The following is a 16,692-nucleotide window of genomic DNA, read 5'->3' as shown; positions in this document are numbered from 1 at the left end:
TCAGGTGCTTCTGTCACTCGAGGCGCCCGCCGCTTCGCCACGAAGCTCGCGCTCCACTGCCGCTTTATCAATGACCGACCAGACGCCGATGATCTTGCCGTCAGCAAAGGTATAGAACACGTTCTCGCTGAAGGTAATGCGTTGGCCACGCGCCTCCAGCCCGAGAAAACGCCCTTGCGGCGAGCAGTTGAAGAGCAGACGGGCGGCAATCTGTGGCGCTTCGACCACCAGCAGGTCGATATTGAAACGCAGGTCGGGAATGATCCTGACGTCGTTTTCCAGCATCGCCCGGTAACCGGCCAGACTGATCCGCTCGCCGTTGTAGTGCACACCGTCGTCGACGAAATTGCCCAGGTCCTGCCAGCGACGCTCGTTGAGACAGGCGATGTAGGCACGGTACTGCTCGGCCAGGTTCATGTTGCGCCCTCTTTTTCAAAAGATACCGACGCAGCCTCGTTGAAAAGGCCGCACACCTCTGCTGTCTTACTGTAGCGCTTATGAGCGGCGCAGAGAGTGAGTAATGACAGCAGCGCATGTGCCAGATAAAAACTGCTTGGAAATCAATGAACAGCATTTTTTACCAGTCAAAAAAACTGAATTTCATTGACAGCGAAAGGGGGAAACAGGGGCGTTTATGACAAGGAAAAGTTAATCGTTTCAGCAGCCTCAAGCTCAAGGCTTTCGCCAGGAAAACAATCCTGAGCAGGTTTGTAGGGAACTAGCACGGCCGACACCGCCCTAAGCGTGACATCCATGTACTGGCGCAACGCTGGTTTCAAGCCAAGGACTTCAGATTCATGTCTTCAAGTAGCACCTCAGCAGCGGCGGGTCAGCAAGGCCGGCAACGCGCTTCATCGAATCGACTCATCTTTATCTCTGTGCTTGTGGCGACCATGGGCGCACTGGCGTTCGGGTATGACACTGGCATCATCGCCGGTGCCCTGCCGTTCATGACACTGCCCGCCGATCAGGGCGGGCTGGGTCTGGATGCTTACAGCGAAGGGATGGTCACCGCGTCACTGATTGTCGGCGCCGCGTTCGGCTCGCTTGCCAGTGGTTATATCTCCGACCGCTTCGGACGCCGCCTCACCTTACGCCTGCTGTCAGTGCTCTTTATTGCGGGCGCACTGGGCACTGCTATTGCGCCGTCCATTCCGTTCATGATCGCAGCGCGCTTCCTGCTGGGTATCGCAGTGGGCGGCGGCTCTGCAACAGTGCCGGTGTTCATCGCCGAGATCGCAGGTCCGTCACGGCGTGCGCGGCTGGTCAGCCGTAACGAACTGATGATCGTCAGCGGCCAGCTGCTCGCCTATGTGCTGAGTGCGGTCATGGCGGCCTTGCTGCATACGCCGGGGATCTGGCGTTACATGTTGGCCGTCGCTATGGTGCCAGGGGTGTTGCTGCTGGTTGGTACGTTCTTCGTACCTGCGTCGCCGCGCTGGCTGGCCTCCAAAGGCCGTTTCGACGAAGCGCAGGACGTGCTGGAGCAACTGCGCCCCAGCAAACAGGACGCGCAGCGTGAAGTCGACGAGATGAAGGCGCAGGACGAAGAAGCTCGCCATCGCCCGAAAGCAAGAGAGTTGCTGCGTCAGCGCTGGGTCATCAAGTTGTTGCTGATCGGTGTAGGGCTGGGCTTCACCGCGCAGTTCACGGGGGTGAACGCGTTTATGTACTACACGCCGATCATTCTCAAGAACACCGGGATGGGCACTAACGCTGCGTTGACCGCAACGATCGGCAACGGCGTGGTATCAGTCATCGCGACCTTGCTGGGCATCTGGGCCATCGGCCGCTACGGGCGCCGGCATTTGCTGATGACCGGTCTGGTCATCGTCATTCTGATGCAGGCAGCGCTCGGTTGCGTGTTGCAGTTCATGCCGCAGAACATGACCCAGAGCTACACCGCCCTCGCCTGCATCCTGGTGTTTCTGCTGTTCATGCAGATGTGCATCTCGCCGGTTTACTGGCTGCTGATGTCAGAACTGTTCCCCATGCAGGTACGCGGCTTGCTGACCGGCACGGCGGTATCGATGCAGTGGCTGTTCAACGCATCGGTAGCGTTCACATTCCCGATTGCGGTCGATACCATCGGCAACCCGACGTTCTTCATCTTCGCCGCCATCAACATTGGCTCGTTGATTTTCGTGTTCCTGTGCCTGCCGGAAACCAAGGGCAAGTCACTGGAGCAAATCGAAAAACATTTGAAGAAAGAGCTGTAATGGGCGCCTGTCCACTGAACCTCAACTAAAGGAATAGCGATGCCCACGACCGAGCCAGCCACCGTGACCTTCACCAGTGCCATCCCGATCCTGCGGATATTCGATGAACGCAAGGCGCGTGAGTTTTACATCGACTTTCTCGGTTTCAGCATTGAATTCGAGCACCGCTTCGAAGCGGATCTGCCGTTGTATCTGGGCATCAGCCGTAATGGGCTGAACCTGCACCTTTCCGAACATCACGGTGATGCCTGTCCAGGTGCGGCGGTGTTCATCCCGACGCAGAACATCGAGCAATTGCGCGATGAACTGATCGGCAAGCAGTATGGCTACGCCCGCCCGGACATCGTTCAGCAAGGCTGGGGAAAGACACTGGAAGTCTGCGACCCGTTCGGTAACCGGCTCAGGTTCTGCGAGAGCTGAGAACCCTGCATTGATGTCAGCCGCGCGGCGCTACATTCGCCCTGCGGCTGACATGACCTATCTTTGTGCACGCAGACACATTCAAGCGCAAACATGACGCATGACTGCAGCGCAACGCCCCGCCAATAGCCAGTAACCCCACCGTAAATCGTCCTCCGGCTGACCTTGGCACGTAACGTGCAAACGCGTCAGCTCATCTTGTATACATGAATGAACACCACCATGACCGCACTCGATATCCCTGAACTTCAGTCGGCGCTCCGCTCGGGCGAAACCACGCTGACGACACTGGTGCAGAACCTGACCGCGCACATTGATGCGGATGACCGGGCAGAGGTCTGGATTCATCGCGTCCCGCTGGCACAGCTTGTCGAGCGGGCACAGGCGCTGGAGAGTATCGCCGAACAACTGGGCGATGCGCTGTATGACCGGTTGCCGCTGTTCGGCGTGCCCTTTGCGGTCAAGGACAATTTCGACGTAGCGCAGATGCCCACCACGGCTGCCTGCCCGGCGTACGCCCACGTGCCCGAGGACAATGCTCACGTTGTGCAACTGCTGCTCGACAGCGGCGCGATCCTGATGGGCAAGACCAATCTCGATCAATTCGCCACTGGCCTGGTGGGCGTCCGTTCGCCCTACGGCGCGGTGCGCAATGCGCATGATCCGGCCTACGTCAGCGGCGGTTCGAGTTCCGGCTCGGCAGTGGCGGTAGCGCGTGGCTACGTCAGTTTTGCACTGGGCACGGACACCGCAGGTTCAGGCCGCGTGCCAGCCGGCTTCAACGGCATCGTCGGCCTCAAGCCCAGCCTTGGTCTGTTCAGCAGCCGCGGGGTCGTACCTGCCTGCCGCACGCTGGACTGCCCATCCATCTTTGCCAACGATGTGATGCAAGCCTGGCACGTGGCGCAGGTCATTGCAGCTTACGACCCGCTGGATGCGTCCAGTGCGACCGTGCAGGCATTGCCGGTACAGCGCAGGGCTCGGCGTGTCGCCGTCGCGCGGCACTGCGAGTTTTTCGGTGACGAGCAGGCAAAAGCGGCTTACCTCAAAACGCTGGAAGCCCTGCAAAACGACCCGCTGGTGACGGTCAGCGCTATCGAGTTCGACGTGTTCGCCGAGGCGGCTGCCCTGCTGTACCAGGGCCCGTGGGTGGCGGAACGCCGCGCTGCCATCGGCGAATTCTTCGCCAGCAACGCGGCCGACATTCATCCCGTGGTGCGCGGCATTGTGCAGAGCGCGGATTCATTCGACGCCGTGGACACGTTCAACGCCCGCTATCGCCTGGCAGAACTGACCCGCGCTGCGCAGCAGTTGCTGACCGACATCGACGTGCTGGTGGTGCCTACCGCGCCGTGCATGCCGACCATCGAAGCGGTGCTCGGCAATCCGGTCGAGCTCAACTCACAGCTTGGCTATTACACCAACTTCGTCAACCTGATGAACATGTGCGCCATCGCCATCCCGGCAGATCGCCGCGCGGACGGACTGCCTGCGGGCATCACGCTGATTGGCCCGGCCGGTGCCGATCAGCGCCTGGCGGAGATCGCCGCTGCCTGGCAGCCGCTGTTCGGCCAGGCTGACCAGCGTGACGCCGTGGCGATGGCTCCCCTGCCCTATAACAGCCCGACCGTGCAGGTTGCAGTGGTCGGTGCACACCTCGTTGGCCAGCCACTCAACTGGCAATTGCTCGAAGGTGGCGCGCGCCTGCTGCGTACCACAACCACCAGCGCGGATTACCGCCTGTATGCGCTGGCAGCAACGACACCGCCGAAACCGGGACTGGTGCGCGTCGCTGAACAGGGCGCGAGCATCGAGATAGAAGTCTGGGAAATGCCGCTGAGCCAGTTCGGCGCCTTCGTCGCGGCCATTCCCGCACCACTGGGCATCGGCTCGCTGCAATTGGCCGACGGCCAGTGGGTCAAGGGTTTCATCTGTGAGCCTGGCGGCCTTGAAGGCGCGTTGGACATCACCGATTACAAAGGCTGGCGCGCCTACCGCGCCGCGCACACATCTTCCATCGCTCAATGACCCGAGGTAGCACACATGTCGAATGTTGATCGTCGCAGTTTCATCAAGTTGGCGGGCATTATCGGCCTGAGCGCAGCGCTGCCTTTTGGTCGCGCCTATTCAGCCGATGCGCCGTTGGTAGTGGGTTTTATCTACGTCGGCGCTCGCGACGACTTTGGTTACAACCAGGCCCACGCTCAGGCAGCGGCCATCATCAAGACGCTGCCCAACGTCAAAGTGATCGAGGAAGAAAACGTTCCGGAAACCGTGGCCGTACAGAAGACCATGGAAGCCATGATCCGTCAGGACGGCGCCACGTTGATTTTCCCGACCTCGTTCGGCTATTTCGAACCGCACGTGGTCAAGGTCGCCAAAAAGTACCCGGACGTCCGTTTCGCGCACTGCGGCGGTCTCTGGCAGAAAGGTCGCGACCCGATGAACGCGGGTAGCTTTTTCGGGTACATCGACGAAGCGCAATACCTCAACGGCGTGATCGCCGGGCACATGAGCAAGAGCAAAAAGCTCGGTTTCGTCGCCGCCAAACCTGTGCCGCAAGTGCTGCGCAACCTGAACGCGTTCGCCATGGGAGCCCGCTCGGTCGACCCGAGCATCGTCACCACGGTGATCTTCACCGGTGACTGGTCGCTGCCGGTCAAGGAAGCAGAAGCTGCCAACGGCCTGATCGACCAGGGTTGTGACGTGCTGACCTGCCATGTCGACGGGCCCAAGGTGATTGTCGAGACAGCTGAAAAACGCGGTGTGATGACCTGTGGCTACCACGCCAGCCAGGCTGCGCTGGCGCCCAAGGGCTACCTGACCGGTGCCGAATGGAACTGGGAGACGCCTTATCGTGCTCACGTCGCGGCAGCCCAGAGCGGCGCGCCGATGATCAACTTCCTGCGCGGCGGGCTGAAGGAAGGCTTCGTCAAAACGTCCGCCTACGGGCCTGCGGTAACAGCCGACGCCAAACAGAAAGCGGATGCCATCAAGGCGCAGATGATGGCCGGTCAGTTCGTGATTTTCAAAGGCCCGCTCAAGGACAACAAGGGCAACGTGGTGATTGCCGATGGTGTTGCACAAGGCCAGACCGACATTGCGCTGGAGAGCATGAATTACCTGGTCGAAGGCGTGCTTGGCCAGATCTGAGGAACGTTCATGAGTTCATCGATAAGTCTGCGCCGTCTGGCCAGCGCGCTGTTGCCAGGGTTGCCTACAGTGCTGGCGGTGTTTTCCTCGTGCGTGCTGTTCGGGCTGTTTCTGGCGGTTCAGGGCAAGCCTGCCTGGCAGGCGCTGCACTTGGTCGGCGAAGGCGCGTTCGGCTCGTGGTTCGCCCTGGAAAACACCTTGCAACGCGCCGCGCCGCTAATGCTGACCGCGCTGTGCGTCGCCCTGCCCGCGCGAGCCGGGCTGATCATCATCGGCGGTGAAGGTGCGCTGGTACTGGGCGGCCTGGCTGCCGCCGTGACACCCTTGTGGCTCAGCCATCTGCCAGCCGGTTTGATGCTTGCCTGCATGGCCGTCGCGGCAATGACCGTGGGCGCACTGTGGATCGGTCTGAGTGGCTGGATGCGCCAGCGTCGCGGGGTCAATGAAACGATCAGCAGCCTGCTGCTTTCGTACATCGCCCTGGCACTGTTCCGGCAGTTGGTGGAAGGCCCGCTGCGCGACCCGGCAAGCCTGAACAAGCCTTCGACGCCGCCGCTGGACGATGCCTACATGATCGGCACGATCAGCGACAGTTTCGAGGTGCACTGGGGACTGGTGGCGGGCGTCGTCGCCTGCCTGCTGGCGTATGTGCTGGTGCGCCACAGCGTCAAGGGGTTTGCCCTCGCCGTGGTCGGCGGCAACGTGCGTACCGCGCTGATGATCGGCTTGCCCGTGGACCGGCTGATCATGCTCAGTTGCCTGCTGGGCGGTGCGGCGGCGGGTCTGGCCGGCATGTTCGAGGTCACCGCAGTGCAAGGCAGCGCCAACGCCGCGCTGATCGCAGGCTATGGCACCAGCGGCATCCTCGTGGCTTTCGCCGCTCGCCATCATCCGCTGGCAATTATCGTCTGCGCCATCCTGCTTGGCGGGCTGGAGGCCAGTGGCGGACTGCTGCAACGACGACTCGGTCTGCCGGACGCCACCACGCTGATTCTTGAAGGTCTGCTGTTCACCAATCTGCTGCTCTGGGAAGCCCTGAGTGGGCGTATCGCCGCCTGGAAGATCAGGCTGACGGCGTCGCCCGCGTCACTCGACAAGGGAGCACTGCAACATGGCTGATATCGACCTGACTACCTTTCTCCTCGCCCTGCTGGCCGGCGCTATCCGCGTCGGCACACCTTTTCTGTTCGTCAGCCTGGGCGAATGCCTGACCGAGAAGAGCGGCCGGATCAACCTGGGGCTGGAGGGCATTCTGGTGGCTGGCGCCATGTCCGGATATGCCGTCGCGTGCCTGAGCGGATCGGCGTGGCTGGGGGTGGGCGCGGCTGCAGGGGTCGGCATTGTGCTGGGCCTGCTGCATGGGCTGGCGTGCTCGTTGCCAAGGGTCAACGACATCGCGTTCGGCATCGCGCTGATTCTGCTCGGCACCGGCCTGGCGTTCTTTCTCGGCAAAGCCTTTATCCAGCCACAGGCGCCCATGCTGCCTTCACTGGCGCTGGGAGCCTGGAGCAGCGAAGAACGCGTGCGTTCGGCGCTGAACATCAATGTGCTGTTCTTCGTCGGTGCAGCCCTGGCGTTCGTTCTGCACTGGGGGCTGCGCACCACGCGCTGGGGGCTGATGCTGCGTCTGGTCGGCGACCACGCTGAAACCGCTCAGGCGCTGGGCTATCGACCGCTCAAGGTACGCATTGTGGCCACTGCGGTGGGTGGTGGGCTGGCCGGTATCGGCGGTGCCTATCTGTCGCTCTACTACCCCGGCAGCTGGAACGAAGGGCTGTCCAGCGGTCAGGGACTGATGGCCGTGGCGCTGGTGATATTTGCCCGCTGGCGCCCGTTGGCGTGTCTGTGGGCGTCGTTGCTGTTCGGCGCTGCCGGTGCCATCGGCCCGGCCCTGCAAGCGGTCGGTATCAGCACCGGCTACTACCTGTTTGCCGCAGCACCTTATGCGCTGACGCTGGTGGTGATGTACGCCACCTGCCGCCGTGGTCGCACTCTGAATGGCGCGCCGGGCGAACTCAGCCTGACGCGATGAACTGATCTTTTCGAGGAGACATTGCATGGCCAGTGGTCTTGGTGGTTTGAACAAGTCGCCCAAGGGCGTGGTGATCGGCCTAGCGCAACTGGCGCTGCCCGATCCGCATACGCGCGAGGCGCTGTGGGCACAGACGCAGAAAGTGGTCGGCATGGTTGCCAAAGCGCGACGCAGCAACCCGGGCATGGACCTGATCGTATTTCCCGAATACTCGCTGCACGGCCTGTCGATGAGCACGGCGCCGGAGATCATGTGCAGCCTCGACGGCCCGGAAGTCCTTGCGCTGCGCGAGGCGTGCAAGACGCACCGGATATGGGGCTGCTTCTCGATCATGGAAGCCAACCCGCACGGCAACCCGTTCAACAGCGGCCTGATCGTCGATGACCTCGGGGACATCCGCCTGTACTACCGCAAGCTGCACCCGTGGGTGCCGGTCGAACCGTGGGAGCCGGGCGATCTGGGTATTCCGGTCTGCGACGGACCGCGCGGCAGCAAGCTGGCGCTGATCATCTGCCACGACGGCATGTTCCCGGAAATGGCCCGCGAGTGCGCCTACAAGGGCGCCGACATCATGCTGCGCACCGCGGGTTACACCGCACCGATCCGCCACTCGTGGAAGATCACCAATCAGAGCAACGCCTTCACCAACCTGATGCAGACCGCAAGCGTCTGCATGTGCGGCTCCGACGGCACGTTCGACTCCATGGGCGAAGCGATGTTTGTCGACTTCGACGGTACGGTCATGGCTGAAGGGGGTGGCCGGGCCGACGAAATCGTCTGCTGCGAACTGCGCCCCGACCTGGTCCGCGAAGCCCGTGTGCACTGGGGCGTGGAGAACAACATCTATCAATTCGGGCATCGCGGCTATGTGGCGGTCAAGGGCGGCGCACGCGACTGTCCCTACACCTACATGCACGATCTGAGCGCAGGCCAGTACCGTCTGCCATGGGAAAACGATGTCGTGCATACCGATGGCAGCTCGTGCGGGTTCGCGGCCCCCGAGCGCGACTTCAAACCTACCCCCAGCAGTTGGGAGGAGTAATGCCATGAGCGAACGTCATATTGCATCGGCGCCCTACCCCTGGCCCTGGAACGGCCAATTGCATGCGCACAACACAGCCTTGATCGTGATCGACATGCAGACCGATTTCTGCGGCGTCGGCGGCTACGTGGACAGCATGGGTTACGACCTGGCACTGACCCGTGCGCCCATCGAGCCGATCAAGGCGTTGCTCGCCGCGATGCGCCCGCTGGGCTTCACCATCATCCATACCCGCGAAGGCCATCGCCCGGACCTCAGCGACTTGCCCGCCAACAAACGCTGGCGTTCGCAGCGCATCGGCGCGGGAATCGGCGACCCAGGTCCGTGCGGCAAGATTCTGGTACGTGGCGAGCCGGGCTGGGAAATCATCGACGAGCTGGCACCGCTGCCCGGCGAAATCGTGCTCGACAAGCCCGGCAAAGGCTCCTTTTGCGCCACCGATCTGGAACTGATTCTGCGCACTCGCGGCATCGACAATCTGATCCTGACCGGCATCACCACCGACGTCTGCGTGCACACCACCATGCGCGAAGCCAATGACCGTGGCTTCGAGTGCCTGCTGCTGGAAGACTGCTGCGGGGCGACCGACCCTGGCAATCATGCGGCGGCCCTGAGCATGGTCAAAATGCAGGGTGGCGTGTTCGGCGCAGTCGGCCATTCCTCAATGCTTCGCGACCTGTTGGGAGCATGAACATGCGCGCCCCGAGCCTTGAGACGATTGGTGCCAGCAAGCATTTCGGAGCGTTTCGCGCACTCGACGAGGTGTCCTTCAAGGTCCGCGCCGGCACCGTCCACGCCCTGCTCGGCGAGAACGGCGCCGGCAAGAGTACGCTGGTCAAAGGCATCATCGGCTACAGCCCGCTGCAGTCGGGCAGCATTCTGATCGACAACCGCGAACACGAGATTCGCACCCCGCGCGACTCTCATCAGTTGCAGATCGGCATGGTGTATCAGCACTTCACCGTCGCGCCGGGCCTGAGCGTGGCGGAAAACCTGGTGCTGTCGCGTGGCGATCTGCCGTGGCGTATCGACTGGGCCTGCGAGCACCAGCGTCTGGAAGCGTTCATGGCAAAAATGCCTTTTCGGCTGGACATCCATCGTCCGGTCAGCAGCCTGGCGGCCGGCGAAAAGCAGAAACTGGAAATCCTCAAACAGCTGTATCTGGAGCGTCGACTGGTCATTCTCGACGAACCCACCTCGGTGCTCACGCCACAGGAAGCCGACGAAGTGCTGGGGCTGATGCAGGCGATGGCGCATCGTGGCGAACTGACCGTCTTGATGATCACGCACAAATTTCGCGAAGTCAGCACCTACGCCGATGACGTCACCGTTTTGCGCAAAGGCCGCTGGGTGGGCAGTGCAGCAGTGGCTGACACCACCACACAACAGATGGCAGCGTGGATGATGGGCAACGCACAGGTGCGCGGAGTGAGCACCGAGCGCCCGGTGATGGCAGCTCGTCCGCCGCAGTTGCAGGTGACAGGCCTGGATGTGCCTGGCGACAAAGGCACGCTGGCGGTGAAAAACCTGTCTCTGGCCGTTCACCCGGGTGAGATCGTCGGGGTTGCAGGCATCTCCGGCAACGGTCAGCGCGAACTGACCGAAGCGCTGCTCGGCCAGCGAGCCTTCAGCGCCGGGCAGATAGCGGTCGACGGTCAGCCTTACCACGCGCGGCGTGAACAGATGCAGCGCCTGCGCGTGTTCAGCCTGCCCGAAGAGCCCCTGCGCAACGCCTGCATCGGCACGTTCAGCGTGGCTGACAACCTGGCCCTGCGCAATTTCGACCAGCCGCCGCTCTGCCGTCAGGGCTGGCGCCTGGATCGTCGCGCCGCAGGTGTGCAAGCACGCAGCCTGATTGAGCAGTTTCAGGTATCGCCCAACGACCCGAACCGGCCCATCGGCACTTTGTCAGGGGGCAACGTGCAGCGCGCTGTACTGGCCCGAGAGCTGACCCACGACGTCGCGGTACTGATCGTCGCCAACCCGGTATTCGGTCTGGACTTCGCCAGTGTCGCGCTCATTCACCAGCGCCTGATCGACGCTCGCAACAGCAGCACAGCGGTCCTTCTGCTCAGTGAGGACCTCGACGAACTGCTTAGCCTGGCAGACCGCATCGTGGTTATCCACGACGGCGAGCTGGTGTTTGAAACCAGTGCAGCGGACGCTGACCGTACCGAGCTGGGCCGACACATGGCCGGTGCCGAGCATCTCGCGGGGCAACCGGCATGATCAAGGTCAATGCGCGCCCTGACAGCTTCGCCTTCGACACGTCCCGGACCGCTGTGGTGATCATCGACATGCAGCGCGATTTTCTCGAACCCGGCGGCTTTGGTGCCGCACTGGGCAACGACGTCGCACCGTTGCAAGCCATCGTACCGTCCGTGCAACGCCTGCTGACGCTGGCCCGCGATGAAGGCATTGCGGTGATCCATACCCGCGAATCACACCGCCCGGACCTTGCCGATTGCCCGCAAGCCAAACGTGACCATGGCTCGCCGGGCCTGCGCATCGGCGATGCTGGTCCGATGGGACGCATCCTGATTCGCGGCGAACCCGGCAATCAGATTATCGACACCCTGGCGCCGCTCGCTGGCGAGTGGGTCATCGACAAACCCGGCAAAGGCATGTTCTTCGCCACGGATCTGCAGCAGCGGCTGACCGACGCCGGGATCACCCATTTGATCTTTGCAGGCGTCACCACCGAAGTCTGCGTGCAGACCAGCATGCGTGAAGCCAATGACCGGGGTTATCGCTGCCTGCTGATCGAGGACGCGACCGAAAGCTACTTCCCCGCATTCAAACGGGCCACGCTGGAGATGATCACCGCACAAGGCGGGATTGTTGGCCGCGTCGCCTCACTGACGGACCTGGAGCAGGCGCTGCAGACAAGGAGTACACATTGATGGACATCAACCTCCCCCACGTGGTCGCTGAAGTGACCCACGCCTTTCACGACTACGAACGCGCCCTGCTGGCCAATGAACTGACCACGCTGGATGCATATTTCTGGGATTCCGAACAGACCGTCCGCTACGGCGTCGCGGAGAACCTGCATGGCGCCGACACGATTGCGCGCTATCGGCGCCAGTGCCAGCCGGTCGGACCGGGCCGCATGCTGCTGCGTACCGTGGTGAGCACCTTCGGTGAAGACTTCGCCACGGTCAGTACCGAGTTTCACGATGGCGTCACCCAGCGCCTCGGTCGGCAGATGCAGACCTGGGCGCGACTGGAGGGCGGCTGGAAAGTCGTTGCTGCACATGTCAGCATTGACCTGAGCAGCCTGGAGCCACGCCCTTGAATTCCCCGAACACCACCAACGCACTGGCAGAAGACGTCTATCGGCGGCTCAAGCAGGAGATTTTCGACTTCTATCTGCTGCCTTATGACCGGTTCACCGAAACCCAGCTGGCCGACCGTTATCAGGTCTCGCGAACACCGGTGCGTGACGCACTCTACCGCCTCCAGCGCGAAGGCTACCTGGACGTCGAGTTCCGACGTGGCTGGTCAGTCAAGCCTCTGGATTTCAACCAGATCGACCAACTCTACGATCTGCGCATCGTGCTGGAGTGCGCGGCGGTCGAGCGCATTTGTGCATCCGCCGAGGTGCATCCGGAACTCACTATTCTGCGCCAGCACTGGTTGGTCGATCGCGACCGCTGGCAGATAGACATGCAAGTGGTCGCCGACCTCGATGAGCAGTTTCACACCCAACTGGTGGCGGCGTCAGGCAACCTGGAAATGGCCCGCATCCATCAGGAAGTGACCGAGCGCATCCGTATTGTGCGCCGCCTGGACTTCTTCAAAAGCGCCCGTATCGAACATACCTACCTCGAACACGCCGCGATCCTCAATGCCCTTCAGGCGCGCAAACGCGACGAAGCATTATTGCTGCTGCGCTCCCATGTAGAGATCAGCAAACTGGAAGTACGCAAACTGACGATTTCCATGCTCAGTGATGCACGACGGCGGTATGAGGCGTGAGCGTCTGTTCGCTTTGCGATCGGTAGCCAGGAGCTCATACTCAAATAAAAAGCACTTCTAGGGTTCCGGATAGATAAGCTGTTCAAGCTCTTCAATAGAGACTTTGCACCACTCCGGGACTTCGTCAACTTTGTATTCGACAATAGAAGCGTCTGTGATTTCTGCTTCGAGCTCTGCAGTATCTCCGGAGTTATCAAACAAGTATGCTCGGTTCGTCGCCTGGATGGCCTCCGGCAGTAACGCCAGGCATCTGTGATAACGAGTACGCACTTTCTCCGGGGTGACATTATGCCCGCCCTCGCCAACACGAATCGCGATCCGGTTGATATTGATACTCGGGTTTTCGGTAGCGACAAAATATAAATAGGTCCGGTATCCCATTGCCTTGGCTTTTTTGATGAACTCCACTTTGGAACGATCTGACATGACCGTCTCAAACGTGAAGCTGGCGGACTGATCAAGCAATTGATGCCTGATGAAGTCAGCAACCACCGAAGCGTGGTAGGACGTGAAGGTGATGCCTTCAATCAATAGCGATTGGGCGGTGATGACGAAATGCTCAGCCTGGCAAGCCAACTGTTCTCTTTCAATGAGGGGGTGGGACGAAAAAAACGTCCGGAAAGCCTGCTGGTCAGCGTCAATCGAAAAGGGAGAAAGATCCAGAAACCCGTTGTCACCCACCTCACGCTCAAGGTCGTCGGCATTGACGTAGATGTAAATCAGGTCAGGATGAAGTATGCGTTTGATGGTGCTTTTGCCTGAACCGTTGGGGCCGGCAAAGACACGTAGCCTAGGTACGGGCACTGGTAGCGGACCCTGGGCCGATCCTGAAAGAGCCCGTCGTTACCTTGCGTCTCGGCTTCGAGGCACAAACGACTTTCTCCGTGCCGTCCGCACATTCGGCGACGATAAATCCTCCTTTGGACAACAACACTGTCTGCCCGGAGGATTTTGCCTTCTCATAAGCCATTCTGGTTGCAATGGACGCTTTAGCCGGGATCTGGGCTTCCAGCTCCTGAATAGCTTCTTCAGACAGTATATTTTCTGGAGATCTGGGCATGAATCCTCCTCGTCAGCATGTTCAGTGCGAACCTCAATGGCCAGATCATAGCCCGAAAGCGCTTTTTTCGACACCGACGGATACTCATCAGTGTTACCAATCATGGCGCGGGCGAACTGACATATACAAAGCCGTAAGTCAGAACAAAGTGAATTGGGGCGCATCAACCAGCCCACCCGGACATCGACTCTCCCATGCAACCTTTTGAAACCCGCCCTGTCGTAACCATTAGTGCGTAATAGCACTTAGGCATCAGCAAGAACTCACTGTATTAAACATGAGCCGTAACAGCAGGTGCGATCCGCAGCTGACTGAGGGGCACGTTATCCAGTAGGTCACTCGTCGCTTCGACCAAACGTCTTTTAGCAACATCAAGTCTGTACGTGGTGCTGGCTGAAAAAAATCAGCTGAACCCGTCAGACGATCTCTTAGCGCAACTGGAAGAGGTCCACGGAACGCGTCCACGGCTTATGCGCTGCCGAACAGGATCCGGACTATACATGCATGCCATTCAGGAATAGCGATCGATGAACCCTCAGGGCTATGAGCACGACCACGTCATACCAAAGAATATTGAAGATGTTGCCAAGGTATTGCAGGCCGCTGCTCATTCCGCCTCGTGCAACGCCGCTCTGCTGATGGTATCCAGCGCTACAGGCTGGGAGCAGTTGGTCAGCGTTGGTCAAAGCCAGACCAAGGCGGACGAAGCATGGTTAAGGATGATCTCATCGTATGGAGACGTGGTGCTGGTCGGTCATGACAGCCCGGCGAAGGCAATCGAAGCGAATGGCTCAGGGCCTACCCTGATCTACGTCGCGATTCGTGGCTTCAGGCATGAGTTGCTGGGCGCGATGTTGTTGAGCAACAGCGACGACGCAACAGTGCTGAGCGCAGCGCAACGTTATGCGCTGCAGGCCCAGGCTGTTCATATTCGTACTTACCTGCAACCGGGACGTGATCCCGAAGCCAATAACCCGCTGGTCACCTCGTTCGAACGCCTGCGCTTGCTTGAATCGGTTGTCATCAACGCCAATGACGCGATTCTTATCACCGAAGCGGAACCCATCGATCTGCCCGGCCCGCGTATCGTCTATTGCAACCCTGCGTTTCTGGCAATAACCGGTTTCACGGAAGACGAAGTCATAGGTCGCACGCCACGGATTCTGCAGTGTGAGGACACCAGTCGGGCAACGCTGGACGTTATTCGCGAGGCACTCAGTCACTGGCGACCGGTTGAAGTCGAACTGCTCAACACCCGCAAGGATGGCAGCCAGTTCTGGGTCGAGCTGAGCATTGTGCCGGTGGCCAACGAAAAAGGCTGGTTCACTCATTGGGTATCTGTGCAGCGCGATATCACCGAGCGCAAGGAGTCCCAGCAACTGGCTCAGCGAGCTCGGCTGGAGTGGGAGGAAAAGCTTGCGTTACAGAGCCGGCTGGAGGAACGCGAGCGTATTTCCGAAGAGCTGACCTATATCGCTTTTCACGATGAGCTGACCTCACTGTTCAACCGCGCTTACTTGATGAACGAATTGACCACGGCATTTGTAACCCGTGACTCTCGTTACGAACGGGCAACGGTACTCTTTCTGGACCTGGACGGCTTCAAGGTGGTCAACGACAGCATGGGGCACCTGGCCGGTGACAAGTTGCTCAAGGCGGTCGCGAACCGATTGCAGACCTGCGTTCGCTCGAATGACGTTTTGGCTCGAATCGGCGGCGACGAATTTGCAATTCTGCTGATGGGCAAGGAGCAGCCGGAGACTGCCGTAAAAATGGCTGAACGTATCGTCAGTCAATTGCACACGGCAATACAGATCGAAGGCCAGGACATTTTCATCTCGTGCAGCATCGGCATTGTCACCGCAGGTGAAAGCCATACCAAGCCCGAAGAGTTGCTGCGTGACGCCGATGTCGCCATGTATTCCGCAAAAAAACAGGGCAGAGGACGCTGGAACATCTTCAACGCCTCGATGCGCGAGGCGGCCATCGACACGCTGGTGATTCAGAATGCATTGCGCCAAGCACTGGAAAACAAGGATTTCCTGGTTTTTTATCAGCCGATCTACAGCGGCGACTGTGAGCATCTGGTGGGAGCCGAAGCCCTGGTCAGATGGAACCACGCCACCATGGGCATCATTTCCCCCGATGCGTTTATCCCGATTGCCGAAGACCTCGGGATCATTCATGAGTTGGGGGCCTGGGTGATGCATCAGGCCTGTAGCGAAGTGCAGGCCTGGCGCAAGCAGTTCCCTCACCTGGACCTGAGGCTCAATGTCAATGTGTCCGGAAAAGAGTTGAGCCATCCCGGGTTCGTCGATCAGGTGACACGGATCATCGCCTCCACCGGCCTGCCTGCGGGCCAGCTGCAGATCGAGGTCACCGAATCGGTGTTTCTCTATCAGCCTGACGCGATCGCGGAGATTCTCCGGCAGATCAGGCAGCTCGGCGTGAGAGTAGCGCTGGATGACTTCGGTACGGGTTACAGCTCGCTCGGCTACATCGACCGTTACCCGATCGATGCCGTGAAGATCGATCGCTCCTTCGTGTCCCGAATGATGACGTATGAGCGCAGCGAAGCCATTGTCAGCAGCATCCTGTCGCTGGGCCGAGCACTGGACCTGGATATCACGGCGGAAGGTGTGGAGACAGCGGAACAATACAACCTGCTGCGCAAAATGGGCTGCCCTTACTTTCAGGGTTATCTGTTGAACAGGCCGATGCGCTCAGAGGCACTGTTGCATATCATCAAGTCCGCAGCCGAATGCACTGCCTGATTTACGCCGAC

The 16,692-nt window shown here is 60.3% G+C and carries 16 protein-coding genes; 13 read left to right on the top strand and 3 right to left on the bottom strand.

Features of this window, described 5'->3' with window-relative positions:
* Complete coding sequence (locus BLR16_RS10765) at positions 1-417, bottom strand: ester cyclase (RefSeq protein ID WP_054080706.1); 417 nt, start codon at positions 415-417, stop codon at positions 1-3.
* A 380-nt stretch (positions 418-797) separates the two neighbouring features.
* On the opposite strand from BLR16_RS10765, the gene BLR16_RS10760 reads away from it, so the two are divergent.
* From BLR16_RS10760 to BLR16_RS10705, 12 genes are all read left to right on the top strand, one after another.
* Positions 798-2,219 carry a sugar porter family MFS transporter gene (locus BLR16_RS10760; RefSeq protein ID WP_032609497.1) on the top strand — a complete coding sequence of 474 codons (1,422 nt, stop codon included), beginning with the start codon at positions 798-800 and terminating at the stop codon, positions 2,217-2,219.
* 39 nt (positions 2,220-2,258) lie between these two features.
* Complete coding sequence (locus BLR16_RS10755) at positions 2,259-2,639, top strand: glyoxalase superfamily protein (RefSeq protein WP_054080705.1); 381 nt, start codon at positions 2,259-2,261, stop codon at positions 2,637-2,639.
* A 222-nt stretch (positions 2,640-2,861) separates the two neighbouring features.
* A complete protein-coding gene (gene atzF / locus BLR16_RS10750; RefSeq protein WP_161437894.1) occupies positions 2,862-4,667 on the top strand; it encodes an allophanate hydrolase in 1,806 nt (601 codons plus the stop codon).
* A 15-nt stretch (positions 4,668-4,682) separates the two neighbouring features.
* A complete protein-coding gene (locus BLR16_RS10745) occupies positions 4,683-5,792 on the top strand; it encodes a BMP family ABC transporter substrate-binding protein (RefSeq protein ID WP_003433508.1) in 1,110 nt (369 codons plus the stop codon).
* A gap of 9 nt (positions 5,793-5,801) precedes the next feature.
* Positions 5,802-6,911 carry an ABC transporter permease gene (locus BLR16_RS10740; RefSeq protein WP_058397438.1) on the top strand — a complete coding sequence of 370 codons (1,110 nt, stop codon included), beginning with the start codon at positions 5,802-5,804 and terminating at the stop codon, positions 6,909-6,911.
* Positions 6,904-7,824, top strand: coding sequence for an ABC transporter permease (locus tag BLR16_RS10735; RefSeq protein ID WP_058397439.1), 921 nt, complete (start codon positions 6,904-6,906; stop codon positions 7,822-7,824). Before BLR16_RS10740 ends, BLR16_RS10735 begins: the two co-directional genes overlap by 8 nt.
* Positions 7,825-7,849: 25 nt before the next feature.
* On the top strand, positions 7,850-8,866 hold the full coding sequence (locus BLR16_RS10730; RefSeq protein ID WP_074805668.1) for a formamidase: 1,017 nt from the start codon (positions 7,850-7,852) through the stop codon (positions 8,864-8,866).
* A gap of 4 nt (positions 8,867-8,870) precedes the next feature.
* The gene (locus tag BLR16_RS10725; protein ID WP_003365215.1) at positions 8,871-9,557 is read left to right on the top strand and encodes a biuret amidohydrolase; all 687 of its coding nucleotides are present in this window, start codon (positions 8,871-8,873) and stop codon (positions 9,555-9,557) included.
* Entirely contained in the window at positions 9,554-11,095 is a 1,542-nt protein-coding gene (locus BLR16_RS10720) for an ABC transporter ATP-binding protein (RefSeq protein ID WP_161437893.1), read from the top strand. Before BLR16_RS10725 ends, BLR16_RS10720 begins: the two co-directional genes overlap by 4 nt.
* Positions 11,092-11,769 carry a cysteine hydrolase family protein gene (locus BLR16_RS10715; RefSeq protein WP_092194241.1) on the top strand — a complete coding sequence of 226 codons (678 nt, stop codon included), beginning with the start codon at positions 11,092-11,094 and terminating at the stop codon, positions 11,767-11,769. Before BLR16_RS10720 ends, BLR16_RS10715 begins: the two co-directional genes overlap by 4 nt.
* Entirely contained in the window at positions 11,769-12,164 is a 396-nt protein-coding gene (gene hpxZ, locus BLR16_RS10710; protein WP_054080701.1) for an oxalurate catabolism protein HpxZ, read from the top strand. The genes BLR16_RS10715 and hpxZ overlap by 1 nt, the downstream gene beginning before the upstream one ends.
* Positions 12,161-12,847, top strand: a complete 687-nt coding sequence (locus tag BLR16_RS10705) for a GntR family transcriptional regulator (protein WP_003365220.1) — start codon at positions 12,161-12,163, stop codon at positions 12,845-12,847. Before hpxZ ends, BLR16_RS10705 begins: the two co-directional genes overlap by 4 nt.
* Positions 12,848-12,904: 57 nt before the next feature.
* On the opposite strand, the gene BLR16_RS10700 is transcribed toward BLR16_RS10705, so the two are convergent.
* The gene (locus BLR16_RS10700) at positions 12,905-13,651 is read right to left on the bottom strand and encodes an ATPase (protein WP_074805677.1); all 747 of its coding nucleotides are present in this window, start codon (positions 13,649-13,651) and stop codon (positions 12,905-12,907) included.
* Positions 13,638-13,907, bottom strand: a complete 270-nt coding sequence (locus tag BLR16_RS28855; protein ID WP_024959552.1) for a hypothetical protein — start codon at positions 13,905-13,907, stop codon at positions 13,638-13,640. The genes BLR16_RS10700 and BLR16_RS28855 overlap by 14 nt, the downstream gene beginning before the upstream one ends.
* A 527-nt stretch (positions 13,908-14,434) precedes the next feature.
* On the opposite strand from BLR16_RS28855, the gene BLR16_RS10690 reads away from it, so the two are divergent.
* Positions 14,435-16,681 (top strand): putative bifunctional diguanylate cyclase/phosphodiesterase, encoded by a 2,247-nt coding sequence (locus BLR16_RS10690; RefSeq protein ID WP_074805679.1) that lies wholly within the window; start codon positions 14,435-14,437, stop codon positions 16,679-16,681.
* The last annotated feature ends 11 nt before the right edge of the window (positions 16,682-16,692 follow it).

Source organism: Pseudomonas sp. BS3767 (assembly GCF_900099665.1).
Lineage (GTDB): Bacteria > Pseudomonadota > Gammaproteobacteria > Pseudomonadales > Pseudomonadaceae > Aquipseudomonas > Aquipseudomonas cerasi.
The sequence above is the reverse complement of the archived record's forward strand: the minus strand, read 5'-3'. Positions and strand labels throughout refer to the sequence as shown.